Below are 23,086 nucleotides of genomic sequence, written 5' to 3'. Positions count from 1 at the left end.
AGACCGCAACTGTCGGCGAACCTGTCGTCGCTTGTCGCGGTCGCGTGTCCGCCAAGAAGTGTGCGTTATAAGGACGTAGGCGAGGCGCTGCCAGTCGTCGGGTGAGGCCGGTGTTCCTTTTTTTCTTCTCCCTATAACTTGAGGATGCACAACATGAACGAGCCGACGTGGTTTAACCAAAGCTATTATCTCGAGCAGAAAGCCGCCGCCTTGAATACAGCCGGCACGGGCGGCCGCACCGATTGGACGGCCGCCGAGGTTCTGCAGTCGATGCAGAGCGGCGGCCTGACGCCCTACCAGCACTACACGGCGTTTGGCGCCGGCGAGAGCCTGAGCCCCAACCCTTCGTTTGATGTGACCTACTACCTGCAGCAAAAGGCCACGCAGCTCAACGCCCATCTCCAGCCCGGCCAAACGCCCTACACTACGAGCACGGCCCTGCAAGCCATCCTGGACGCCGGCCTGACGCCCATGGAGCACTACGAGCAGTACGGCGCCAACGAGAGCCTCAACCCGAACCAGTATTTCGACCAAGCCTACTATCTGAGCGCCAAGGCGGCCGAGCTCAACGCCGCCAGCGCCGGCGGCCGCACAGACTGGACCTCGGCGGAAGTCCTGCAGTCCATCGCGGGCGCGGGCCTGACGCCCTACGAGCACTTCGCCCAGTTCGGCGTCAACGAGGGCCTCAACCCCAGCGCCAGCTTCGACGTCCAGGCCTACCTGCAGAGCAAGGCCGACGAACTGAACCAGACCGGCACCACCACCTGGACGCCGGCCCAGGTTCTGGCTTCCCTGCAAAGCGCCGGGCTGGACCCCATCAGCCACTACGTCGAGTACGGCCACACGGAAGGCGTGCCGGTCACGCCTGTCACGCCGGTCACGCCTGAAAATCCGAGCACGCCTGGCGGCGGCGGGGGCGGCGGTGGTGGGGGAACGACTTTTACGGTGACCAACACGGCGGGAGTCCTTACCTTTGGTGGCACAGCGACAGGCGATGTAACTGTAAGCTGGGCTGGCACGGTAGGTGACTCCGTTGCAACATTTACTCGAAGCACGTTGACTGGCACTGCTGACTTCACTTCGACAACTGTGGGTAAGGCGACTAGTATTTCTTTAGCTGCTAGCGACGTACTTGCAGTAACGGCTGCACAGGTGGCAGATGTAACTATTTCTGGCACTGGATCAGTAAAGTTGAGCGACACGACCTTACCCGCAGCCACTTTGACCACCCTTGACGCAGCAATTGCACCAACTATCAATGCTTCTTCTGTGACCACCGTGACCGGTACAGCGGCTGAAGTTGCTGCCTTTGCGGCTGCCGAAACCGCCGGCACCATTACCGCGGCGGCAAACTATAATGCGACGGTGAGCGGCACCGACATGACGGTGGCCCAAGCCAACGCAATCGATGCGGCGAATGGCACGGGCGTGACCACGGCCACACTGGACAACACCTCGACCGTCGCTTCCCTGAAGACCCTGACGGCAGCGGGGGCGGTCAATGCCTACACCATCGCTATCGCAGCTGGCGATGCCACCTCGGCAGCCGCCGACCTGACGACGATTGACGCCGCCACCTCGGTGGCGGTCGGTGCGACGAACGTGACCACCGTGACCGGTACGGCGGCTGAAGTTGCTGCCTTTGTGGCTGCCGAAACCGCCGGCACCATTACCGCGGCGGCAAACTATAATGCGACGGTGAGCGGCACCGACATGACGGTGGCCCAAGCCAACGCAATCGATGCGGCGAACGGTACGGGCGTGACCACGGCCACACTGGACAACACCTCGACCGTCGCCTCCCTGAAGACCCTGACGGCAGCGGGGGCGGTGAATGCCTACACCATCGTCATCGCAGCCGGCGATGCCACCTCGGCAGCCGCCGACCTGACGACGATTGACACCGCCACCTCGGTGGCGGTCGGTGCGACGAACGTGACCACCGTGACCGGTACGGCGGCTGAAGTTGCTGCCTTTGCGGCTGCCGAAACCGCCGGCACCATTACCGCGGCGGCAAACTATAATGCGACGGTGAGCGGCACCGACATGACGGTGGCCCAAGCCAACGCAATCGATGCGGCGAATGGCACGGGCGTGACCACGGCCACACTGGACAACACCTCGACCGTCGCTTCCCTGAAGACCCTGACGGCAGCGGGGGCGGTCAATGCCTACACCATCGCCATCGCAGCTGGCGATGCCACCTCGGCAGCCGCCGACCTGACGACGATTGACGCCGCCACCTCGGTGGCGGTCGGTGCGACGAACGTGACCACCGTGACCGGTACGGCGGCTGAAGTTGCTGCCTTTGCGGCTGCCGAAACCGCCGGCACCATTACCGCGGCGGCAAACTATAATGCGACAGTGAGCGGCACCGACATGACGGTGGCCCAAGCCAACGCAATCGATGCGGCGAACGGTACGGGCGTGACCACGGCCACACTGGACAACACCTCGACCGTCGCTTCCCTGAAGACCCTGACGGCAGCGGGGGCGGTGAATGCCTACACCATCGCCATCGCAGCCGGCGATGCCACCTCGGCAGCCGCCGACCTGACGACGATTGACGCCGCCACCTCGGTGGCGGTCGGTGCGACGAACGTGACCACCGTGACCGGTACGGCGGCTGAAGTTGCTGCCTTTGCGGCTGCCGAAACCGCCGGCACCATTACCGCGGCGGCAAACTATAATGCGACGGTGAGCGGCACCGACATGACGGTGGCCCAAGCCAACGCAATCGATGCGGCGAACGGTACGGGCGTGACCACGGCCACACTGGACAACACCTCGACCGTCGCTTCCCTGAAGACCCTGACGGCAGCGGGGGCGGTCAATGCCTACACCATCGCCATCGCAGCCGGCGATGCCACCTCGGCAGCCGCCGACCTGACGACGATTGACGCCGCCACCTCGGTGGCGGTCGGTGCGACGAACGTGACCACCGTGACCGGTACGGTGAACGAAGCCAAGGCATTTGCGGCTGCAGAAACGGCAGGCACTATAACTGCAAATGCCAATTACAACATTCAGGCCAGTGACGCTACAGTGACGGCTGCAGATCTGAACACCCTTTATTCTGCAAACGGTTCGGGCACGATCACCACTACCAATGGTCCTGGCTGGACGATCACCGCCCTTAATGGACTCAATGTCACCGCGACTGCTTCTGCAGATACATTTATGTTGGCAAATGCCGACATAAATGTCGGCATAACCAGCTTCAATATTCCGACAGATGTGGTTAATGTCAACGATCTTACTACAGCGGATGCACTCACAAATGTAACCGCAGACTTCACGACTACGAACGATGTGGTGTATTTCCTAGAAAACCAGGCGGATGGAGCGGCGGATACGGCAGCAGGGGTTGCTGCAGCATTCAACACTTTTACCATTACCGATGCGGACGCCACCGCCATCGTCGTAATTGCTGATAACAACAGTTCTGCAATCTATCGTTGGGCCGATACTTTGGCATCTGCCGATGGAATGAATGCAGGCGAACTAACCCTCATTGGCACTATCGACCAGGCATTGGCTGGAGCCAATATCTCGTTCGCATAACACCTCCGAAGAGACCCTTCGATTCGACGAAGAGCTTGGGTAGAAGCAACGCCCCCGCCCCTCCTCAGGGGCGGGGGCGTTTTTTATTCCACAATCTCTCCCTCCCCGCACTTCCGCTGAAGCCTGCTCCCTCACAAACTCGGCCGGTACCGGGTCGGGTCCTGGATATCCGCTTCCTCGAAGCCTTTTTTGCGCAAGAGGCAGCTGTCGCAACGGCCGCAGGCCAGGCCTTCCTCGGTCGGGTCGTAGCAGGAGTGGGTCAGGCCGAAATCCACGCCGAGGCTGGTGCCGAGGCGCACGATGCCGGCCTTGGTCAGGTGCAGAAGCGGCGTGTGGATGCGGATGCGAAGCCGCCCTTCCACCGCTTCCTTGACGGCCAGGTTGGCCATGGCCTCGAAGGCGGCGATAAACTGCGGCCGGCAGTCCGGATAGCCGGAATAGTCCAGGGCGTTGACGCCGATGAAGATGTCCTCGGCCCCCAGGACCTCGGCCCAGCCGAGAGCCAGGGACAGGAAGATGGTGTTGCGGGCCGGCACGTAGGTGGCCGGGATTTCCGTCTCCATGGTGGCCGGGTCCCGGTCTTTGGGCACGTCGATGTCGGCCGTCAGGGCCGAGCCACCGATGGCCCCGAGCGGCAGGGGCAGGATCAGATGGGCGTGGACGTCCAGGGCCGCGGCCACGCGCCGGGCGGCCAAGAGCTCCACGCTGTGGCGCTGGCCGTATTCGAAACTGAGCGCGCACGGCAAAAACCCTTCGCTTCGGGCCACGGCCAGGCAGGTCGTGGAATCCAGGCCCCCGGAAAAAAGCACCACCGCCTTGGGTTGCGCTGTCATGGCCGCCTCCTCATACGCCCCGCGCCTCGGGGCTCCAGATGGTTTTGTGCAGTTGCAGCCCAAGCCGGGCCCGGACCCGGTCGGCCACCATCCAGCCCGCCAGCTCGGCCGGGTCGAGGCTGCCGGTAACGGGCGACAGATGGACCGTATGGCGGTCCCAGACCCGCTTGGCCACGTCCAGGGCGAACCGGTAATCGTCGCGGCCGGCGAGCACGAATTTCACCTCGTCCCGGGGCCGCAGCCGGTCGAGGTTTCGGTAGTCGTTTCGGCCTTCCATGCCGCTGCCCGGGCATTTGATGTCCAGGATGGCGATGGCCCGGGGATCGAGCACGGCGATGTCCCGGCTGCCGTTGGTCTCGACCAGGACGGTCGCCCCGGCGTCGAGCAGGGCCCGGGCCAGGGCCGGCAGCTCCGGGGCCAAAAGCGGCTCCCCGCCGGTCAGCTCGACCAGGGGCAGGCCAGAGGCCAGGAGCGCGGCCGCGGCCTCGGGGACGGTCATTTCGACGAACGATGCGGCCGCGTAGCGGGTGTCGCACCAGACGCAGTCGAGATTGCAGCCCGACAGGCGCAAAAAGGCGCACGGCCAGCCGGCGAAGCTCGATTCACCCTGGATGCTGGCGAAAATCTCGTGGACGCGAAGGCTCATGCGTCTTCCGCGTAGGTGGCGGCCAACCCGGCGCTTTCGGTCACCGTCACCCGGGCCACCCGCACCCGGCCGTCGTCCAGGCGCTCGCGAAGCTGCCCGAAGATCCAGGCGGCCAGGACCTCGGCTGTCGGCGGCGACAGCTCGGGGATGTCGTTTAAGCAGGCGTGGTCGAGCCGGGCGAAGGCCGCGTCCAGGGCGGCGCGCACGTCCAGGAAATCGGCCACCATGCCCCGGACGAGGGCCGTTGCCGTGAGCGCCACGGCCACCTCGAAGTTGTGGCCGTGCATGAACGCGCACGGCCCGGGATGGTCGGGCAGGCGGTGGGCGGCGCTGAACGCGCCGGAAACGGTGATGGTGTAGGTCCCTGGCATGAAGGCTCCCTCCGTGGCATTGAATAGGAAGGCCGGGGAGCGTAGGGAGACGCCCTGGCCTTGTCAATGACCATAAAGACAACCACGGCCCTGCCCGGCCGTCAAGGAGGACGCCATGTCCGCGCCCAAAGCGCCTTCAGCTCCGAAAGACGACGTCAGCACCCTGACCACCCTCGGCCAGGGGGCGACCGCCTATCCCCGCACCGTGACCCCGGGGCTGCTCGAAACCTTTCCCAACGCCTTTCCCGGCCGACGCTACACCGTGACCTTCGCCTCGGAGGAGTTCACGAGCCTGTGCCCCAAGACCGGCCAGCCCGATTTCGGCATGATCACCATCCGTTATGTGCCGGACGAGCGGTGCATCGAGTCCAAGTCCCTCAAACTCTACCTGTTCAGCTACCGCGACGAGGGGACCTTCATGGAGACCCTGACCAACCGGATTCTCGACGATCTGGTCGCGGCCTGCCAGCCCCTCGAAATGGAAGTGACCGGCGACTTCGCCGCCCGGGGCGGCATCACCATTTCGGTCACGGCCGGCTATGTGAAGGAATAAGGGCGGAAGGGCGGCGGTGGGCCAGCGGTAACCAGCCGGCCGGGGCCGGCGACTGGAAAAGGAAGGCGCGGCGTTTCATGCCCCGACCCCAGGCGGTTTGGCCGGGCCGGAAAAGATCCGCAGGCTCTGGAACGGAACCTGCAATCCCAGGCCAGACTCCGGGAGGAAGCCATGTTCGCACCGACCGTCCATGTGGAATGCGTGAGTGTTTTCGAGCCCGTCCAGGGCGTGTGGCAGGGGGGGGACGTCAATCCCCTGACGGAGGAGGACGCCGCCGTGCGCCGGGAAGCCGACGACGAGGACTTCCTGGATTTTTGCCGCCGCTCCCTGGGCTGAGACGAGAAGGGCCGGGCTGCCGGCTTTTGGGCCGACCCGCCTTGGCAAACCCGGAACTTCCGGCTAAAGGGGCGAGAGTGCGGGTCTCCGGCCAGCCGGCCGGACAAGCCGCCCACGCCTTTTCGGGAGGTCCTATGAAACGCCTGCTCTGCCTTCTGGCGCTTGTCGCCTTTGCCCTGACGGCCATGGGCTGTCCGCCGCCGCCGCGCCACCGGCCGCCCCCGCCGCCCGTCGGCCAGGGCCCCCATCCGGTGCCCCACCCGGGACCGGCCAATCCGCCGGGACCGCCGGGGCCCATGGGGCCTGCCAACTGAAAAAACCGAAAGGGCCGGGATATCCCGGCCCTTTTGTCTTCGCCGCCAGCTAGCCGGCGGCGAAACGCGGCAGGCCGGGTTCCAGTTCCCGGACCAGCCGGCCGGCCAGTTCGTCGCAGTAGCCGCACTCCCCGCACCGGTGCGAACAGCCGTCGGTCCGCTCGAAAAAATCCTCGGGCAGTTCGCTGTTCCCGATCCACAGCCGGCCGGACAGGATCTCCTGGGTATCGAGGAGCCAGGCCAGGTTGCCGGCGAACGACCCGTCCAGGTAGGCCCGGACGATGGCGGCCAACTCGGCCGCCGGCCGGGTCCGGCCGCAGATCTTCAGGAAATCCACGAGGCCTTCCACCTGCCCCACGTCCTCGGGCCGCAGGAAGGGCGAGGCGAGCATCCGGCCAGGATGCCTGAAAAACGACCGCAGGCAGCCGATGTCGCGGTTCATGTCCGGTCCGGCCGGGCAGGAGGCCAGCCGCGAGAGCGCGATGTAGGCGTCGTGCGGCGTCTTGAAGGGACAGGCGAACAGGCACCCTTCGTTGGCCATGAGCCCGACCTGGAGCCCCGGCCAGGTCCGCCGGGCCGCTTCGGCCAGGGCGGCGACGCGCTTCGTGTCGCGGTTCAGGTCCCGGTCGAGGATCACGGCATCCGGGAAGCGAAACCGGGTATCGGCCACCGCGTCCAGGATGGCGGCCAGCCGTTCGTACCGGTCCAGCCGGAAATTGATGCTCGGGATGGCGGTCAGCTCCCGGGCCACGTCCGGCGCCGTGTCGGACAGGGCGGTCAGCAGATAGTGGTCGGCGTAGACGATGCCCGTGATGGCCCCGGCCGCCAGATAGCCTTCGAGTAGAAGGACCAGGTCCCGAAGCCCGTCCCCGGCCAGGACCTCGGGCCCGTGGAAGGCGGCGTTCAAAAGACCCAGCCGGGCCACCCCCGGCAGGTTGGCGAGGCCCTCGGCCAGCTCCTGGGGCGAGGCGTCGCCGATTCCGGGCAGGCGGCCGTCGGGGGTATCGGGCCCCAGGCGGAAATAGACCGCCGCGATCGCGTCGCTGTGGGCCGCCAAAAGAGCCGCGTAAGCCGTATCCGGCACGAACGGGACCTCGAAACGCATGGGTCGCTCCTTGCCGCTTCACTTGCCAGCCGGGCTCGCGGCGCATTCGGTAGAAGGTGAACACTCGTTAACCATCGGGATTCCACGTTCCCCGGTCGCCCCTCCCGCCCGTCCGGCGGAAAAAGGCTGTAGTATGGTCAACCCTATGCCGCTTGGGCCCGGCAATGTCAAACACTCTTGCCTTTGCTTCGTTCGGGCTTATGTTGCGTGCTTGCCGCGAACGGCTCTTGGAGGCATGGATGACCGAGGCTCCCCATATTCATATCGAAGGCGCGCGCCAGCACAACTTGAAGGACCTGACCCTCGACATTCCCCGCGACCAGCTCGTGGTGGTCTGCGGCCCGTCGGGCTCCGGCAAGTCCACCCTGGCCTTTGACATCGTCTACGCCGAGGGCCAGCGGCGCTACGTGGAATCCCTGTCCGCCTACGCCCGCCAGTTCCTGCCCCAGATGGACAAGCCGCAGGTGGACAAGATCGAGGGCCTCTCGCCGGCCATCTCGCTCGAACAGCAGACCGCCACCCGAAACCCCCGGTCCACGGTGGGCACGGTGACGGAAATCTACGACTTTTTGCGGGTCTTTTTCGCCCGCCTGGGCAAGCCCCACTGCCCCAAGTGCGGGGAGCCCATAACGGCCCGCACGGCGGACGAGATCATAAGCGACATCCTGGCCTATCCCGAGGGGTCCAAGGTCCTGCTCCTGGCCCCCCTGGTCGAGCACCAGAAAGGGACCCACGCCGATCGTCTGAAAAAGTTGAAAAGCCAGGGCTTCGCCCGGGTCCGCGTCGGCGGCGTCATCGTGCCGCTCGAACCCTTGCCGGAGCTCGAAAAAAACAAGCGCCACTCCATCGACCTGGTGGTCGACCGGCTGGTGGTCAAGGACGGCATCCGCTCGCGCCTGTCCGACTCCGTGGAACTCGGCCTCAACCAGGGCGAAGGCCGGCTGGTGGTGGCCGACCACGAGGGCAAGGCCCCGGACCGGCTTTTTTCCACGGCCTCGTCCTGCCCGACCTGCAAGATCAGCGTGCCCAAGCCCTCGCCCCAGCTTTTTTCCTTCAACAGCCCGCAAGGCGCCTGTCCGGCCTGCTCGGGCATCGGCGCGGTCGAGTATTTCGAGCCGGCCCTGCTCGCCCCCAACAAGGGCCTGACCTTGTCCTCCGGCGGCATCCTGCCCTGGAAGAGCGACCGGGCCCTGGCCCGCTATTCCAGGCGGCTTACGGACCTCGGCCAGCGCCACGGTTTCACCCTCGGCACCCGGCTGGCCGATTTTTCCGAGGCGGCCTGGCAGGCCCTTTTTTACGGCGACAAGGCCTTTGGCTGGGAGGGGGTGGTCAATCTCCTGGAGCACGGCCAGTCCTTCGGCTCGGTCTGGCGCGACGAACTGGCCCGCTACCGCCAGTCCCGGCCCTGCCCGACCTGCCAGGGGGCCAGGCTGCGGCCGGAAGCCCTGTCCGTGCGGGTGGCCGGGGAGAACATCTCCCAGTTTTGCGCCATGCCCATCGACCGGGCCCTCACCTGGCTGACGGGCCTGGACTTCGCCGGGTCCGACACGCTCATCGCCGAACCGCTCTTGAAGGAACTGACCCACCGCCTGCGGTTTCTCTCGGGCGTGGGCCTCGAATACATTTCGCTCTCGCGCAACATGGCCACCCTGTCCGGCGGCGAGGCCCAGCGCATCCGGCTGGCCGGCCAGCTCGGCTCGGGCCTGGTCGGGGTCACCTATGTCCTCGACGAGCCGTCGATCGGGCTCCACCCCCGGGACAACGACCGGCTCCTCGGCACGCTGCGCCAGCTCCAAGGCCGGGGCAACACCGTGCTCGTGGTCGAGCACGACGAGGCCACCATCCGCCACGCCGACCACGTGATCGAGCTTGGGCCGGGCTCGGGCCGCCTTGGCGGCGAGATCGTCTACCAGGGAAACGTCGCCGGCATGCTGGCCTCGCCCCAGTCCCTGACCGGCATGTACCTTCGCGGCGAGGCCATTTCCCCGCGCCCGGAGACCCGCCGGCCGGGCAACGGGCTGTTGGCCCTTCGCGGCGTCACCACCAACAACCTGAAAGGCATCGACGCCGAGATTCCGCTCGGCTGCCTGGTCTGCGTCACCGGCGTGTCGGGCTCGGGCAAGAGTTCGCTGGTCATGGATTCGCTTTACAAGCACCTGGCCCTGGCCAAGGGCATCAAGGTGGACGCGCCGGGCATGATCGCCGGCATCGAGGGGGCGGAGCGCATCGAGAAGATCGTCAGCATCGACCAGACGCCCATCGGCCGCACCCCGCGCTCCAACCCGGCCACCTACACCAAGGTCTTCGACGAGATCCGCGAGATCTTTTCCACCACTCCCGACGCCAAGCGCCGGGGGTTCAAACCCGGCCGGTTCAGCTTCAACGTCAAGGGCGGCCGGTGCGAGGCCTGCGGCGGCGACGGCCAGATCCGGGTGGAGATGCACTTTTTGCCGGACATCTACGTCACCTGCGAAGTCTGCGGCGGCCTGCGGTACAACCGCGAGACCCTGGACGTCCGGTACAAGGGCCTGAGCATCGCCGAGGTCCTGGACCTGACCGTGAAACAGGCCCGGGGCTTTTTCGAGAACTACCCGGTCCTCGACCGGCGGCTGTCCGTGCTGGAGGAAGTGGGGCTCGACTACCTGCACCTGGGCCAGCCGGCCACGACCCTGTCCGGCGGCGAGGCCCAGCGCATCAAGATCTCGCGCGAACTCGGCAAGCGCAGCCTGCCGGGGGCCCTCTACATCCTGGACGAGCCGACCACGGGCCTGCACATGCAGGAGGTGGGCAAGCTCATCACCGTGCTCCACCGGCTGGTGGACAAGGGGGCGAGCGTGCTGGTCATCGAGCACAACACCGACGTGGTGGCCGCCTCGGACTACGTGATTGACCTCGGCCCGGGCGGCGGCGAGGCCGGCGGCCGCATCGTGGCCCAGGGCACGCCCGAGGAACTGGTCGCCAACCCCGACTCGGTCACGGGGAAATTCCTGGACCTCTCCCGCCCGGCCGGCCTCAAAAGCGCCGCCTCGTAAGCTCCGACCCTTACCTCCGCAACGCGGGGCGGCAAGACCCCCTTCCCTCAGCCGTCGGGCTGCCCTGGCCCGGCCACCATCGTGGCCGGGCGGGACGGAGGACGACGGCCGCCTGCCGCATCCCGCGCCGGGGCGGCCCCCTTACAGGTCGTCGTCCTTGTCCCGCCTGCCGGTCAGCCAGTAGTCGATGGGGTTGTCCTTGCCGGCGCCGTCCTTGGACGGGGCGCCTTTGCGCGCCGCGTGGCGCTCCGTATAGTTCTTGGCCCGCCGGTTGAAGTAGGCCAGGATGACGAAGCCGAAGACGATGAGGAGGAGCAGGAAAACGCCGTTGCTCATGGGGGCCTCCCATGCCGTGCTCCACGGGAGGGGACCACGGCTATCTTCCTGATACGCCGTCTCTCCCCCCCTTGTACAGCCCCGCGCCCCTTCCGCCGCTCCGGCGCGCGGCCCCGCTTCGCCTTGCCCTCCCGCCCTTGCCGGTGTCGCGTTCTCCCCATTCGTGCCTACGAATTTCGAGACCAACACTCTGAATCATTATTTTTCTGTAAAGAAGAGGATCCTGTTTTTTACAGAAGGCCACACGAGTCGCCATTTTTTTCACAAAAAACTCTTCCGCCCTTCCCTGTCCTGCCCTTATGCGTTGCGCGAAAACGGCAACGCTGTCCGCCTCGTCCCGGGTCCAAACAGCGAGGGGCAGACGTTTCTTTCTCCGTTGTCCACTGGACAAACCCTGGCCCTTGCCACTAAAGTCGGATGCAATCCTCTTTCGGAACCTGTGGTCTGAGGCTTGACCGCGCTCCGTCATATTGAAAATAAAGTATAGAGAAACATTTTAATATCCTCAACATGGGGATGTGCCATTATTTTTCCATCTCAACGCTTGAAAATACGGCGTCCTTTCGCCTGCACAGACAAAGACAGCATGACCATTTCTTTCGAAAAAGGAGAAACCCCATGCGCCGGATCGGCCTCAACTCGGTATTGACGCTCGCCGTCGTTGTTTCACTGTTTATCGGCATCGCGGCCATCATCGTCTACACCGCAATGTCAACCCACGACATCACGACCAGCCTGCAGGAATCCGCCCTGCAACAGACCGCGAAAAGCACGGTCAGCATCCTGGACCTTTATATCGAAAACGCCCGGGACGAGGTCGAGAACCTGGCCAACCTCCCCGTGGTCCTCCAGGCCCTCGGCGGCACGCCCGAACATGCGCAGAGCATGCTCACTTCCTATGTCGCCAAATCGAGCATCCTGCAGTCGGCCGTGATCATCGGGCCAGACGGAAAGTCCGTGGCCGGAACCACCAAGTCCGGGCAAATCCAGCCCACCAGCTACGCCGACCGCGACTACTTCAAGGCCATCATGGGAGGACAGGAGTCCTACTTGGACAAAAAGGTGCTCAAGAGCAAAAGCACCGGCGATCTTATTTTCGTAGCGGCCCATGCCGTGCGCGATGCCGCCGGCAAGACGCGCGGCGTCGTGATCGTCTGCCCGGCCTGGAACAACTTCACCAAGAAATTCATCGACCCGATCCGGTTCGGCCAGGCCGGCTACGGATTCATGATCGACTCCGAGGGGATGATTCTGGCCCATCCCCTGGACAAGAGCCTGCTCCTGTCGACCCCGGCCGACCGGACCATCTCGGACAAGGCCCTGCAGACCAAAAACGGCCTCGTGACCTACACCTACAAGGGCGAACAGAAATACATGGCCGTGGCCGAAGTGCCCGCCGTGGGCTGGCTGGTCTGCATGACCGCCGCCGAGGCGGACATGTCAGGCTTGGCCGCCGGACAGCGCAACATCCTGATCGGCGTCGGCCTGTTCGTGCTCGTGGCCGTGGCGGTCCTGATCACCATCTTCAATCGGGTCATGGTTCTCGCCCCGCTGGCGGCCATCCGCCAGTTCACCGAAAAGGTCGCCGGCGGCGACCTCGGCGCCCGGCTGTCGGGCCGGTTCCGCTTCGAGCTGGCCGGGCTGGCCAAAAACCTCGAACGCATGGTCGGAGAACTCAAGACCAAGCTCGGCTTCGCCGAAGGGGTCATGAACGGCATTCCCACCCCCTGCGGCATCGTGGCCCCGGACTGCACCATGCTCTGGGCCAACCGGCACATCTGCGACCTGCTTGAGAAGACCGCCCCGCCCGAGACCTTCAAGGGCCAGAAATCCGGGCTCTTCTACCTCGGCGACGCCTCGCGCGAGACCTGCTCGGACCGGGCACTGCGGGAAACACAGGCCTTGACCATGCAAAACGAATACGTCACCCCCTCGGGCAAGACGCTCTACATCAGCGTCATCAGCACGCCGTTTTTCGACATGGACGGCACACTGCTCGGCTCCATCTCGTTTTGGACCGACCAGACCGAAATCCACGCGCAGCAGGCCCGCATCGCCGCCCAGAACGCGCTCATGGCCGAAACCGCAGACAAGGCCTCCCTGACCTCGGACCGCATGGCCTCGGCCTCGCAGCAGCTCTCGGCCCAGATCGAACAGGCGAATAACGGCGCCCAGGAGCAAAACGGCCGGGTCCAGGAAACGGTCACGGCCGTGGAGGAGATGAACGCCACCATCCTGGAGGTGGCTCGAAACGCCGGCGACACCGCGACCGGGGCCGAAGCGGCCCGGCAAAAGGCCCGCGAGGGCGCGGACATGGTCACGGAAGTGGTGGCGGCCGTGGGCACGGTGCGCGACGCCGCCGCAGCCCTCAAGGACAAGATGCGGGGACTTGGCCAGCAGGCCCACGGCATCGGCGCGGTCCTCGGCGTCATTTCCGACATCGCGGACCAGACCAACCTGCTGGCCTTAAATGCCGCCATCGAGGCCGCCCGGGCCGGGGAGGCCGGACGCGGTTTCGCCGTGGTGGCCGACGAGGTGCGAAAGCTGGCCGAAAAAACCATGCACGCCACCAAGGAAGTGGGCGAGGCCATTGCCGGCATCCAGCAGGGGACCACCGACACCGAGCGCATGGTGGACCGGGCGGCCGCGGCCGTGGACCAGGCGACCACGCTGGCCGAACGGTCGGGCGCGGCCCTCTCCGAGATCGTGTCCGTGGTCGAGATCGCCGGAGACCAGGTCCGGGCCATCGCCACGGCCGCCGAACAGCAGTCCGCCACCTCCGAGGAGATCAACCGGGCCGTGGAGGCCATCAGCCGCATCGCCTCGGAAACCGCCGACGCCATGGCCCAGTCGGCCCAGGCCGTCGCCGAACTGGCGTCCCAGGCCCAGAGCCTTTCCGCCCTGGTGGCCGAAATCCGGGCAAACGGCGGGCAGGAGGCCCTTTCCGCCTGAAAAGGCCGGCGGCCCATTCCCTCCGCCCGCCACCCTCTGCCAGTCCGGGCCGCGGCATCCGGAAAGCGGATTTCGCGGCCAAGCCCCCTCTCGTGCCCGGCCCGGCTCCAAGCCCGGGCCGGTCTTTTGTCGTGCCCGCGCTTTTTTGGTTGCCACAATTCGTGATTGTCCGGTAAAATCGGACCGCTTCTCTAAAAATACGGGCAGGAACGCCGCCACACGCGCCATGGCCCTCGTTTGGCCTGCGGCAGCCCCAGGCCTCCCAGCCGGCGTTCGGAGGTTCCCATGCCAAAGGCCAGCAGCAACACGCTCCTCACCGCGCTTGTGGCCGGCTCGGTCCTGGCCGGGGTAACGGTCCTCGTCCTCTATGTCTCCAGTTCCTCGTTCACCATCACCTCCCGGCTCCAGGAGGCCTCGCTGGCCCAGCTGGCCGCCTCTTCGAGCCGCACCCTCGACCTCTATCTGGCCGACGCGGCCGACGTGGCCCGGGCCCTGGCCGGCCAGGAAGCGGTGGTGGCCGGCCTCACCGGCGACGTGGACCGGGCCAGGGCCCGGTTTCGCAACTCCATCGAGAGCTACCGGCAGTACTGGGCCATCTTCGCCTTTGACACGACCGGCCGGGTCGTGGCCGGGTACAACGCCAACATGGAAGACATGGCCGGCGGCAGCCGGGCCGACCGCAGTTATGTAAAAGATGTCCTGGCCGGCCAGGATCTGGTGTTCACGGACCAGATATTGAGCGCCCGAAGCGGCGACACCCTCATTTTCGTGGTGGCCAAGGCCGTGCGTGGTCCGGACGGCCGGCTCCTTGGCGGCGTGGCCGTGTGCCCCAAGTGGAACGTCTTCACCAAGAGCTTCATCGATCCCCTGCGCTTTGGCGAACGGGGCTACGGATTCATGCTCGACGCCTCGGGCACGGTCATCGCCCATGCCGTGGACAAGGAGATGCTCCTTAAAAACGTGGCCGATCAGGATTTCGTCAAACAGGCCCTGGCCCGGAAAGAAGGCCTCATCGCCTACGACTGGAAGGGCGAGCGCAAGCTGCTGGCCGTGGCCCCGGTGGCGACCACGGGCTGGCTGGTCTGCATGACGGCCTACGAATCCGAGATGACGGCCATGGCCACCGGCCAGCGCACCATGCTGCTCGGCATCGGGGGGCTGGTGCTGGCCGCGGTGGTATCGGTCATCACCCTGGCCAACCGGTCCCTGGTGCTGCGGCCGCTCGCCGCCGTGGAACGCTTCACCGAAGCGATCACGGCCGGGGATTTGCAGGCTTCGCTGCCGGGCGTCTTCCGTTTCGAACTCGGCACCCTGGCCGCCAACCTGCGCCGCATGGTGGCGGAGCTCAAAAGCCGGCTCGGTTTTTCCCAGGGCGTGCTGGCCGGCATCCCGGCCCCCTGCGCCGTGGTCGGCCCGGACAGCCGCATCCTGTGGATCAACCAGCAGGTCATCGACCTGCTCGGCCTGCCCGCCACCGTCGAATCAGCCAAGGGCCAGAACACGGGCCAGCTCTTCTACGGCGATCCGGCCCGCGAAACCCTGTCGCGCAAGACCATCACCGAACGGCGCAGCCTGTCCCTGGACATCGACTTTTCCACCCGCGACGGCAAAACGCTCCACCTGCACGTGGACACCACGCCCTTTTACGACATGGACGGCGAACTCCTCGGCTGCCTGGTCTTCTGGAACGACCTGACCGGGCTCGTGGCCCAGAAAAACCGCATCGAGGCCCAGAACGCGGCCATCGGCCAGACTGCGTCCGAGGCCACCCAGGTGGCCGACCGCATGGCCCAGGGGGCCGAGGAACTCTCCGCCCAGATCGACGAGGCGAATGACGGCGCCCAGGAGCAAAACGGCCGGGTCCAGGAAACGGTCACGGCCGTGGAGGAGATGAACGCCACCATCCTGGAGGTGGCCAGAAACGCCGCCGAAACGGCCAGGGGCGCGGAAACGGCCCGGCAGAAGGCCCGCGAGGGCGCGGGCATGGTCACGGAAGTGGTGGCGGCCGTGGGCGCGGTCCGCGACGCGGCCACGCGGCTCAAGGACAACATGCGCGAACTCGGGGAGAAGACCCACGGCATCGGCGCGGTCCTTGGCGTCATCTCCGACATCGCGGACCAGACCAACCTGCTGGCCTTAAATGCCGCCATTGAGGCCGCCCGGGCCGGCGAGGCCGGACGCGGCTTCGCCGTGGTGGCCGACGAGGTCAGAAAGCTCGCGGAAAAGACGCTCACCGCCACCAAGGATGTGGGCGAGGCCATTGCCGCGGTGCGCCAGGGGACCACCGACACCGAGCGCATGGTGGACCAGGCGGCTGCGGCCGTGGACCAGGCGACCAGGCTGGCCGAACGGTCGGGCACGGCCCTCTCCGAAATCGTGTCCGTGGTCGAGATCGCCGGGGATCAGGTCCGGGCCATTGCCACGGCCGCCGAACAGCAGTCCGCCACCTCCGAGGAGATCAACCGGGCCGTGGAGGCCATCAGCCGCATCGCCTCGGAAACCGCCGACGCCATGGCCCAGTCGGCCCAGGCCGTCACCGAGCTGTCCGGGCTGGCCCAGCACTTAAACGGCCTCATCGACGGCCTGCGCAATACCGACACACCGTAAAACAGGTCCGCCCCGACCCGGCCGAGCCTGTATCGTTTCTTGCCTATTTCCCATTTTGCCGGTATGCATCCCGGCCATTGTCCGTCGTGACCCCGGCCCGACCAGATATCCTCCCCCCGGCCACGGGCGTCGTGCCTTGCCACGCCGTGCCGCCGCGCCCTCCGGTATTTTTCCCCTCCGGACCCGAGGATGGCTGTCATGCCAGGCGGTGCCATGTCCGAACGCTCCCCTTGGCGGGAGGCGTCAGCCGCACGGCGGGACGGCCGGGGCCGCATGCTCCGGTCCCGCCTTTCCGTTTCGACGGACATTTCCATCGAAGGAGCCTTCCATGCGCAAAGCCGGCATCAACGCCATCCTGGCCGTGTCCGTCACCCTGTCCGTCCTGGCCGGCATCGCCGCCCTGGTCCTCTACGCCTCCCGCTCGTCCATGACCATGGCCGAGGACCTGCAGGGCCACTCCCTGTCCGAGGCGGCCAACCTCACCGCCAGGACGGCGGAAGTCTATCTGCACACTTCCGCCTCGGTGGTCGAATCCCTGGCCTCCCAGGACGCGATCCGCGAGGCCTTTACCGGCTCGCCGGCCCGGGCCCAGGAACGGTTGTGCAATTACGTCAAGGGATTCAAGGACTATTTCTCCTTTTTCGTTTTCGACGCCAAAGGCAGGATCCTGGCCGGCGCCAATGCCGACGGCAAGGACCTGACCGGCGGCGAACGGCTGGATCGGGATTATACCCAGGCCGTGCTTGGCGGCCGGGATCTGGTTTTCAGCAAGAGCGCCATGAAGGCCACCAGCGGCGAGGCCCTCATCTATGTCGTGGCCAAGGCCGTGCGCGGACCGGACGGCCAGGTCATCGGCGGGGTGGTCGCCTCGCCGCTCCTAAACGAATTCACGGCCGCGACCATCGATCCGATCCGGTTCGGCCAGCGCGGCTACGGCTTCATGCTCGACGCCACCGGCCGGGTCATCGCCCATGCCACGGACAAAAAGCTCCTCCTTGAGGACGTGTCCAAGGAAGACTTCATCCGGCAGGCCCTGCGGACCGGCCAGGGCATCTTTGACTACGACTGGAAAGGGGAGCGCAAGGTCATGGCCGTGGCCCGGATTCCGTCCACGGGCTGGCTGGTGTGCATGTCCTTTTACACCGACGAGATGACGACCCTGGCCAGGGACCAGCGCACCGTGCTTCTGCTGATCGGCTTGGCCGTGGCCGCGGCGGTGGTGGCCGTCATCACGCTCCTGAACAACCGGCTGGTGCTCCGTCCGCTCCTGGCCATGAGCGCCTTTACCCGGCAGGTGGCCTCGGGCGACATGGCCGCCAGCCTGGACGGATCGTTTCGGGCGGAACTGGCTGTCTTCGCCGACCACCTGCGGCACATGGTCGGCGAGCTCAAAACCAGGCTCGGCTTCGCCCAGGGGGTGTTAAACGGCATTCCCACGCCCTGCGGCATCGTCGGCCCGGATTTCGCCATGCTCTGGGCCAACCGGCAGGTCTGCCAACTGCTCGAAAAGACGGCCCCGCCCGAGACCTACAAGGGCGTCCGCTCCGGAGCCTTCTATTTCGACGACCCCAACCGCGAGACCCTGTCCGACCGGGCCATCAAGGAAGGCCGGCCCCTGGCCGTCGAAACCGACTACGTGACGCCCTCCGGCACCCGGCTGCACATCGCCGTCAACACCACGCCCTTCTACGACCTCGACGGCAAGCTCCTCGGCTCCATTTCCTTCTGGACGGACCTGACCCAGATCCATGACCAGAAAACCTGCATCGAGGGGCAAAACGTGGTCATCGCGGAAACGGCCGCCAAGGCCTCGGCCGTGGCCGACCGCGTGGCCTCGGCCTCGGAGGAGCTTTCGGCCCAGATCGAACAGGCCAGCCTCGGGGCCGAGGAGCAAAACGGCCGCGTCCAGGAGACGGCCACGGCCGTGGAAGAGATGAACGCCACCATTCTCGAGGTGGCCAAGAACGCCTCGGAAACGGCCCGGCGCGCCGGCGAGGCCCGGGACAAGGCCCGGCAAGGCGCGGGCCTGGTCGAGGACGTGACGGCCGCCGTGCTGGCGGTCCGGGACGAGGCCGAGGTCCTGACCGGCGACATGCGGCAACTCGGCGAGCAGGCCCGGGGCATCGGCGCCATCCTCGACGTCATCTCCGACATCGCGGACCAGACCAATCTCCTGGCCCTCAATGCCGCCATCGAGGCCGCCCGGGCCGGGGACGCCGGCCGGGGCTTCGCCGTGGTGGCCGACGAAGTGCGCAAGCTGGCCGAAAAGACCATGCACGCCACCCACGAAGTGGGCCAGGCCATCGGCGGCATCCAGCAGGGCACGGCCGACGCCGTCTCGCGCGTCGGCCGGGCCGTGGACCGGGTCGGCGAGGCCTCGGCCCTGGCCGAGAAGTCGGGCGCGGCCCTGGCCGCCATCGTGGCCGAGGTCGAGGCGGCCGAGGACCAGATCCGCTCCATCGCCACGGCGGCCGACGAACAGTCCGCCACCTCCGACGAGATCAACCGGGCCGTGGACTCGATCAGCACCATTGCCGCGGAAACGGCCCAGGCCATGAACCAGTCGGCCCAGGCCGTGTCGGACGTGGCCAGTCAAGCCCAGGAACTCAACAGGCTGATCGCCGAACTCGGCTCCGGAGCCGGCGCGGTCAAAGCCCTGTCCTGATCCCGTCCCCGGTCCGGGAAGCCTTCCCCCCCCTCCCGGACCGGTTTGCCTTTCCCCCGATTTCCGGCTATTTTTCCCACTGCAACTTCCTTCCGGCAAGACCCGCGTCTCCCCCATCCAGGGGGTCCGGGGGGCATGATGCCCCCCGGCCGCCGGAGGCATCTTCCCTTCTTTTCATTTTCAGAGGAGACGCGCATGCGCATACTGGTGGTCGGCTCGGGGGGCCGGGAACACGCCCTGGCCCATACCCTTGTCAAAAGCCCGGACGTTTCAGCCATCCTGGCCGCCCCGGGCAACGGCGGCACGGCCGGCATCGGCGAAAACGTCGCCGTATCCGACACGGACGTGCCCGGGCTTGTGGCCCTGGCCAAGGACCGGGGCATCGACCTCGTGGTCGCCGGTCCGGAAGCGCCGCTTGTGGCCGGCCTTCGCGATGCTGTGGAATCGGCCGGCATCGCCTGTTTCGGCCCGGACGCCTACGCTTCGGGCCTCGAGGGCAGCAAGGCCTTTGCCAAAGAAGTCATGGCCGCCGCCGGCGTGCCGACCGCGGCCTACGAGACCTTCACCGACGCCCGGGCCGCCCGGGCCTACGTCGAGAAAATCGGAGCCCCCCTCGTGGTCAAGGCCGACGGCCTGGCCGCCGGCAAGGGCGTCACCGTGGCCCTGACCACGGACGAGGCCCTGGCCGCCATTGACGAGGCCATGGTCAAAGGCGCCTTCGGCCAGGCTGGAGCCACCGTGGTGGTCGAAGAGGCCCTCGTCGGCGAGGAGGCCTCGTTCCTGGCCTTTTGCGACGGCAAAAACGCCGTGCCCATGACCGCCTGCCAGGACCACAAGGCCGTCTTCGACGGCGACACCGGCCCCAACACCGGCGGCATGGGCGCCTACTGCCCGGCCCCGGTCCTGCCGCCGGACCGCTACGCCGCCACCATGGATCTGGTTATCCACCCCATCCTGCGGGAAATGGAAAAGCGCGGCCACCCCTTCACCGGCATCCTCTACGCCGGCCTCATGATGACCGCCGCCGGCCCCAAGGTCCTCGAATACAACGTCCGTTTCGGCGACCCGGAGTGCCAGCCGCTGCTTTTTCGCCTGGAAAGCGACCTGCCGGCCATTTTCATGGCCTGCCGGGGCGGCAGCCTGACCCCGGATCTGGTCCGCTGGTCCACCGACAGCGCGCTGTGCGTGGTCATGGCCGCCCCGGGCTATCCCGGCGACTATCCCAAGGGCATGGCCATCACCGGCATCGCGGCGGCCGAGGCCGACCCCGCCGTCAAGGTCTTCCAGGCCGGCACGCGCCTCGACGGCGACCGGCTCGTCACGGCCGGGGGCCGGGTGCTCGGCGTCACGGCCCGAGGGAGCGATCTGGCCGCGGCCCAGGCGGCGGCCTATGCGGCCTGCGCCAAAGTCGGCTTCAAGGGCGCGTTTTACCGTCGTGACATCGGACAAAAAGGCATCCTGCGGGAGGAAAAATAATGCGCGTAGCGATTTTCATCGGTTCCATCTCCGACGAGGAGAAGATGCGGCCCGCTTCCAAGGTCCTGACCTCGCTTGGCATCGACCACCTCTTCACCGTGACCTCGGCCCACCGCACCCCCGAGCGGACCGAACGTCTCATCCGGGAGTGCGAGGATGCCGGCTGCCAGGTCTTCATCTGCGCCGCCGGCCTGGCCGCCCACCTGGCCGGAGCCGTGTCGGCCCGGACCCTCAAGCCCGTCATCGGCGTGCCCCTTTCCACCTCGGGTTCGGCCCTTGGCGGCCTGGACGCCATGTTGGCCACGGTGCAGATGCCGCCGGGCTACCCGGTCGCGACCGTGGCCCTGGACGTGACCGGGGCCAAAAACGCCGCCTGGCTGGCGGCCTCCATCCTGGCCCTGGCCGACCCCGAACTGGCCACCCGCATCCGGGCCTCCCGCGAAGGCTTTGTCCGGGACGTGGAAACCGCCGCTTCCAAGCTCGGCCAGTCATAAGCGAAGGATGGAGCTGCCGCGCAGGCAGCCATCCTGCCGCCGCACGGGAAGAAATCGGACGTCGCGTCCGGAACCACGCTGCAAAAAGTCCCCGCTTCGGCGGGGACTTTTTTATGGACGTTGTGGGGATCTTTCTGTTTGAATTTTGGGCATAAAAAAACCCGAAGGCCCGTCTGTTTTTGCAGACGGGCCTTCGGGTTTTGAAAAGAGCCCTGGCGGCGACCTACTTTCCCACGCAAGAGTACGCAGTATCATCGGCGATGGAGGGCTTAACTTCCGAGTTCGGAATGGGTTCGGGTGTACCCCCTCCTCTGTGACCACCAGGACAAATATATAAGTTAAAATAAGGGATGGGATTCGTTGTTTGGCAAAAATCAAGTCGAACGGACTATTAGTACCGGTTTGCTGAGAACATTACTGCTCTTGCACATCCGGCCTATCAACCGGGTAGTCTACCCGGGTCCTTCAGGGAGAACTCGTCTTGAGGCAGGCTTCCCGCTTAGATGCTTTCAGCGGTTATCCTTTCCGAACGTGGCTACCCTGCGATGCCACTGGCGTGACAACAGGAACACCAGAGGTTCGTTCATCCCGGTCCTCTCGTACTAGGGACAACCCCTCTCAATTCTCCAACGCCCACGGAAGATAGGGACCAAACTGTCTCACGACGTTTTAAACCCAGCTCGCGTACCACTTTAATCGGCGAACAGCCGAACCCTTGGGACCTGCTCCAGCCCCAGGATGTGATGAGCCGACATCGAGGTGCCAAACCGCATCGTCGATGTGAACTCTTGGATGCGATCAGCCTGTTATCCCCGGCGTACCTTTTATCCATTGAGCGATGGCCCTTCCATGCGGGACCACCGGATCACTAAGGCCCACTTTCGTGCCTGATCGAGATGTCTCTCTCACAGTCAAGCTCCCTTATGCCTTTGCACTCGACGGCTGGTTTCCAATCAGCCTGAGGGAACCTTTGCATGCCTCCGTTACTTTTTGGGAGGCGACCGCCCCAGTCAAACTACCCACCAGACAATGTCCCCGAGCCGGATGACGGCATCAGGTTAGAAGCTTAAACAACCGAGGGTGGTATTTCAAGGTTGACTCCGCCGACGCTGGCGCGCCGGTTTCACAGTCTCCCACCTATCCTACACACGATTGTCCAAGCTCCAATGTCAAGCTATAGTAAAGGTGCACAGGGTCTTTCCGTCTTTCCGCGGGTAGACGGCATTTTCACCGCCACATCAATTTCACTGAGTCTCTGGTTGAGACAGCGTGGAGATCGTTACGCCATTCGTGCAGGTCGGAACTTACCCGACAAGGAATTTCGCTACCTTAGGACCGTTATAGTTACGGCCGCCGTTTACCGGGGCTTCGGTTTAGAGCTTCGCTTGCGCTAACCCCACCCCTTAACCTTCCGGCACCGGGCAGGCGTCAGTCCGTATACGTCGTCTTACGACTTCGCACAGACCTGTGTTTTTAGTAAACAGTCGCCACCACCGTTTCACTGCGACCCCCCGAAGCTTACGCAGCAAGTGCTTCACTCTAGGGGGCACCCCTTATCCCGAAGTTACGGGGTCATTTTGCCGAGTTCCTTAACCAGAGTTCTCTCAAGCGCCTTGGGATACTCTCCCCGCCCACCTGAGTTGGTTTGCGGTACGGTCTGCTCGTGCTAAACTTAGAAGCTTTTCTCGGCAGCATGGGATTAGTCACTTCAGTCGATTGACACGACATCACGTCTCGGCCGTCCAGAGGAGCGGATTTGCCTACTCCTCAAGCCTACACGCTTGTACCGGCACGTCCAACAG

15 protein-coding genes and 2 rRNA genes (1 of these 17 only partly in view) are annotated in these 23,086 nt (G+C 65.6%); 10 read left to right on the top strand and 7 right to left on the bottom strand.

Annotation, left to right across the window (positions count from 1 at the left end):
• The first annotated feature begins 153 nt into the window (after positions 1-153).
• Entirely contained in the window at positions 154-3,564 is a 3,411-nt protein-coding gene (locus DFW101_RS17310; protein WP_009182806.1) for a beta strand repeat-containing protein, read from the top strand.
• A gap of 131 nt (positions 3,565-3,695) precedes the next feature.
• Here the strand turns inward: DFW101_RS17310 and queC are convergent, their stop codons facing one another.
• The 3 genes from queC to DFW101_RS17295 are packed head-to-tail and all read right to left on the bottom strand — an operon-like array spanning position 3,696 to position 5,414.
• Complete coding sequence (gene queC / locus DFW101_RS17305; protein WP_009182805.1) at positions 3,696-4,397, bottom strand: 7-cyano-7-deazaguanine synthase QueC; 702 nt, start codon at positions 4,395-4,397, stop codon at positions 3,696-3,698.
• A 10-nt stretch (positions 4,398-4,407) separates the two neighbouring features.
• The gene (locus DFW101_RS17300) at positions 4,408-5,043 is read right to left on the bottom strand and encodes a 7-carboxy-7-deazaguanine synthase QueE (RefSeq protein ID WP_009182804.1); all 636 of its coding nucleotides are present in this window, start codon (positions 5,041-5,043) and stop codon (positions 4,408-4,410) included.
• Positions 5,040-5,414 carry a 6-pyruvoyl trahydropterin synthase family protein gene (locus DFW101_RS17295; protein ID WP_009182803.1) on the bottom strand — a complete coding sequence of 125 codons (375 nt, stop codon included), beginning with the start codon at positions 5,412-5,414 and terminating at the stop codon, positions 5,040-5,042. The genes DFW101_RS17300 and DFW101_RS17295 overlap by 4 nt, the downstream gene beginning before the upstream one ends.
• Positions 5,415-5,529: 115 nt before the next feature.
• Between DFW101_RS17295 and queF the strand changes: the two genes are divergently transcribed.
• From queF to DFW101_RS17285, 3 genes are all read left to right on the top strand, one after another.
• Positions 5,530-5,967 (top strand): preQ(1) synthase, encoded by a 438-nt coding sequence (gene queF / locus DFW101_RS17290; RefSeq protein ID WP_009182802.1) that lies wholly within the window; start codon positions 5,530-5,532, stop codon positions 5,965-5,967.
• A gap of 171 nt (positions 5,968-6,138) precedes the next feature.
• A complete protein-coding gene (locus DFW101_RS19850) occupies positions 6,139-6,303 on the top strand; it encodes a hypothetical protein (RefSeq protein WP_009182801.1) in 165 nt (54 codons plus the stop codon).
• A 134-nt stretch (positions 6,304-6,437) separates the two neighbouring features.
• Positions 6,438-6,617, top strand: coding sequence for a hypothetical protein (locus tag DFW101_RS17285; RefSeq protein ID WP_009182800.1), 180 nt, complete (start codon positions 6,438-6,440; stop codon positions 6,615-6,617).
• 49 nt (positions 6,618-6,666) lie between these two features.
• On the opposite strand, the gene DFW101_RS17280 is transcribed toward DFW101_RS17285, so the two are convergent.
• On the bottom strand, positions 6,667-7,722 hold the full coding sequence (locus DFW101_RS17280; RefSeq protein ID WP_009182799.1) for a hypothetical protein: 1,056 nt from the start codon (positions 7,720-7,722) through the stop codon (positions 6,667-6,669).
• 239 nt (positions 7,723-7,961) lie between these two features.
• On the opposite strand from DFW101_RS17280, the gene uvrA reads away from it, so the two are divergent.
• Positions 7,962-10,754: an excinuclease ABC subunit UvrA gene (gene uvrA, locus DFW101_RS17275; RefSeq protein WP_009182798.1), complete on the top strand. Its 2,793-nt coding sequence runs from the start codon at positions 7,962-7,964 to the stop codon at positions 10,752-10,754.
• A gap of 141 nt (positions 10,755-10,895) precedes the next feature.
• Here uvrA and DFW101_RS17270 read toward each other — a convergent pair whose 3' ends face one another.
• Entirely contained in the window at positions 10,896-11,090 is a 195-nt protein-coding gene (locus DFW101_RS17270; RefSeq protein ID WP_009182797.1) for a hypothetical protein, read from the bottom strand.
• A gap of 618 nt (positions 11,091-11,708) precedes the next feature.
• On the opposite strand from DFW101_RS17270, the gene DFW101_RS17265 reads away from it, so the two are divergent.
• The 5 genes from DFW101_RS17265 to purE all read left to right on the top strand — a co-directional run bounded on the left by DFW101_RS17265 (position 11,709) and on the right by purE (position 21,284).
• Entirely contained in the window at positions 11,709-14,042 is a 2,334-nt protein-coding gene (locus DFW101_RS17265; RefSeq protein WP_009182796.1) for a methyl-accepting chemotaxis protein, read from the top strand.
• Between the two features lie 285 nt (positions 14,043-14,327).
• On the top strand, positions 14,328-16,649 hold the full coding sequence (locus DFW101_RS17260; RefSeq protein ID WP_009182795.1) for a methyl-accepting chemotaxis protein: 2,322 nt from the start codon (positions 14,328-14,330) through the stop codon (positions 16,647-16,649).
• A gap of 328 nt (positions 16,650-16,977) precedes the next feature.
• Positions 16,978-19,314: a methyl-accepting chemotaxis protein gene (locus DFW101_RS17255; RefSeq protein WP_009182794.1), complete on the top strand. Its 2,337-nt coding sequence runs from the start codon at positions 16,978-16,980 to the stop codon at positions 19,312-19,314.
• A 195-nt stretch (positions 19,315-19,509) separates the two neighbouring features.
• Positions 19,510-20,790, top strand: coding sequence for a phosphoribosylamine--glycine ligase (gene purD / locus DFW101_RS17250; RefSeq protein ID WP_009182793.1), 1,281 nt, complete (start codon positions 19,510-19,512; stop codon positions 20,788-20,790).
• Positions 20,790-21,284, top strand: coding sequence for a 5-(carboxyamino)imidazole ribonucleotide mutase (gene purE / locus DFW101_RS17245; RefSeq protein ID WP_009181599.1), 495 nt, complete (start codon positions 20,790-20,792; stop codon positions 21,282-21,284). The genes purD and purE overlap by 1 nt, the downstream gene beginning before the upstream one ends.
• Before the next feature lie 210 nt (positions 21,285-21,494).
• Here purE and rrf read toward each other — a convergent pair.
• Positions 21,495-21,609: ribosomal RNA gene (gene rrf / locus DFW101_RS17240) — 5S ribosomal RNA — on the bottom strand.
• A 45-nt stretch (positions 21,610-21,654) separates the two neighbouring features.
• Positions 21,655-23,086, bottom strand: a 23S ribosomal RNA gene (locus DFW101_RS17235); it runs 1,493 nt beyond the window's last position.

This window comes from Solidesulfovibrio carbinoliphilus subsp. oakridgensis (genome assembly GCF_000177215.2).
Taxonomy (GTDB): domain Bacteria; phylum Desulfobacterota; class Desulfovibrionia; order Desulfovibrionales; family Desulfovibrionaceae; genus Solidesulfovibrio; species Solidesulfovibrio carbinoliphilus.
Note: the sequence above shows the minus strand (reverse complement) of the source record. Positions and strands in the feature narration are given on the sequence as shown.

What these genes read in the sequence shown, in the direction of transcription:
- DFW101_RS17310 (WP_009182806.1), top strand. Translation starts at nt 154, where the DNA reads ATGAACGAGCCGACGTGGTTTAACCAAAGCTATTATCTCGAGCAGAAA.
- queC (WP_009182805.1), bottom strand. Translation starts at nt 4,397, where the DNA reads ATGACAGCGCAACCCAAGGCGGTGGTGCTTTTTTCCGGGGGCCTGGAT.
- DFW101_RS17300 (WP_009182804.1), bottom strand. Translation starts at nt 5,043, where the DNA reads ATGAGCCTTCGCGTCCACGAGATTTTCGCCAGCATCCAGGGTGAATCG.
- DFW101_RS17295 (WP_009182803.1), bottom strand. Translation starts at nt 5,414, where the DNA reads ATGCCAGGGACCTACACCATCACCGTTTCCGGCGCGTTCAGCGCCGCC.
- queF (WP_009182802.1), top strand. Translation starts at nt 5,530, where the DNA reads ATGTCCGCGCCCAAAGCGCCTTCAGCTCCGAAAGACGACGTCAGCACC.
- DFW101_RS19850 (WP_009182801.1), top strand. Translation starts at nt 6,139, where the DNA reads ATGTTCGCACCGACCGTCCATGTGGAATGCGTGAGTGTTTTCGAGCCC.
- DFW101_RS17285 (WP_009182800.1), top strand. Translation starts at nt 6,438, where the DNA reads ATGAAACGCCTGCTCTGCCTTCTGGCGCTTGTCGCCTTTGCCCTGACG.
- DFW101_RS17280 (WP_009182799.1), bottom strand. Translation starts at nt 7,722, where the DNA reads ATGCGTTTCGAGGTCCCGTTCGTGCCGGATACGGCTTACGCGGCTCTT.
- uvrA (WP_009182798.1), top strand. Translation starts at nt 7,962, where the DNA reads ATGACCGAGGCTCCCCATATTCATATCGAAGGCGCGCGCCAGCACAAC.
- DFW101_RS17270 (WP_009182797.1), bottom strand. Translation starts at nt 11,090, where the DNA reads ATGAGCAACGGCGTTTTCCTGCTCCTCCTCATCGTCTTCGGCTTCGTC.
- DFW101_RS17265 (WP_009182796.1), top strand. Translation starts at nt 11,709, where the DNA reads ATGCGCCGGATCGGCCTCAACTCGGTATTGACGCTCGCCGTCGTTGTT.
- DFW101_RS17260 (WP_009182795.1), top strand. Translation starts at nt 14,328, where the DNA reads ATGCCAAAGGCCAGCAGCAACACGCTCCTCACCGCGCTTGTGGCCGGC.
- DFW101_RS17255 (WP_009182794.1), top strand. Translation starts at nt 16,978, where the DNA reads ATGCGCAAAGCCGGCATCAACGCCATCCTGGCCGTGTCCGTCACCCTG.
- purD (WP_009182793.1), top strand. Translation starts at nt 19,510, where the DNA reads ATGCGCATACTGGTGGTCGGCTCGGGGGGCCGGGAACACGCCCTGGCC.
- purE (WP_009181599.1), top strand. Translation starts at nt 20,790, where the DNA reads ATGCGCGTAGCGATTTTCATCGGTTCCATCTCCGACGAGGAGAAGATG.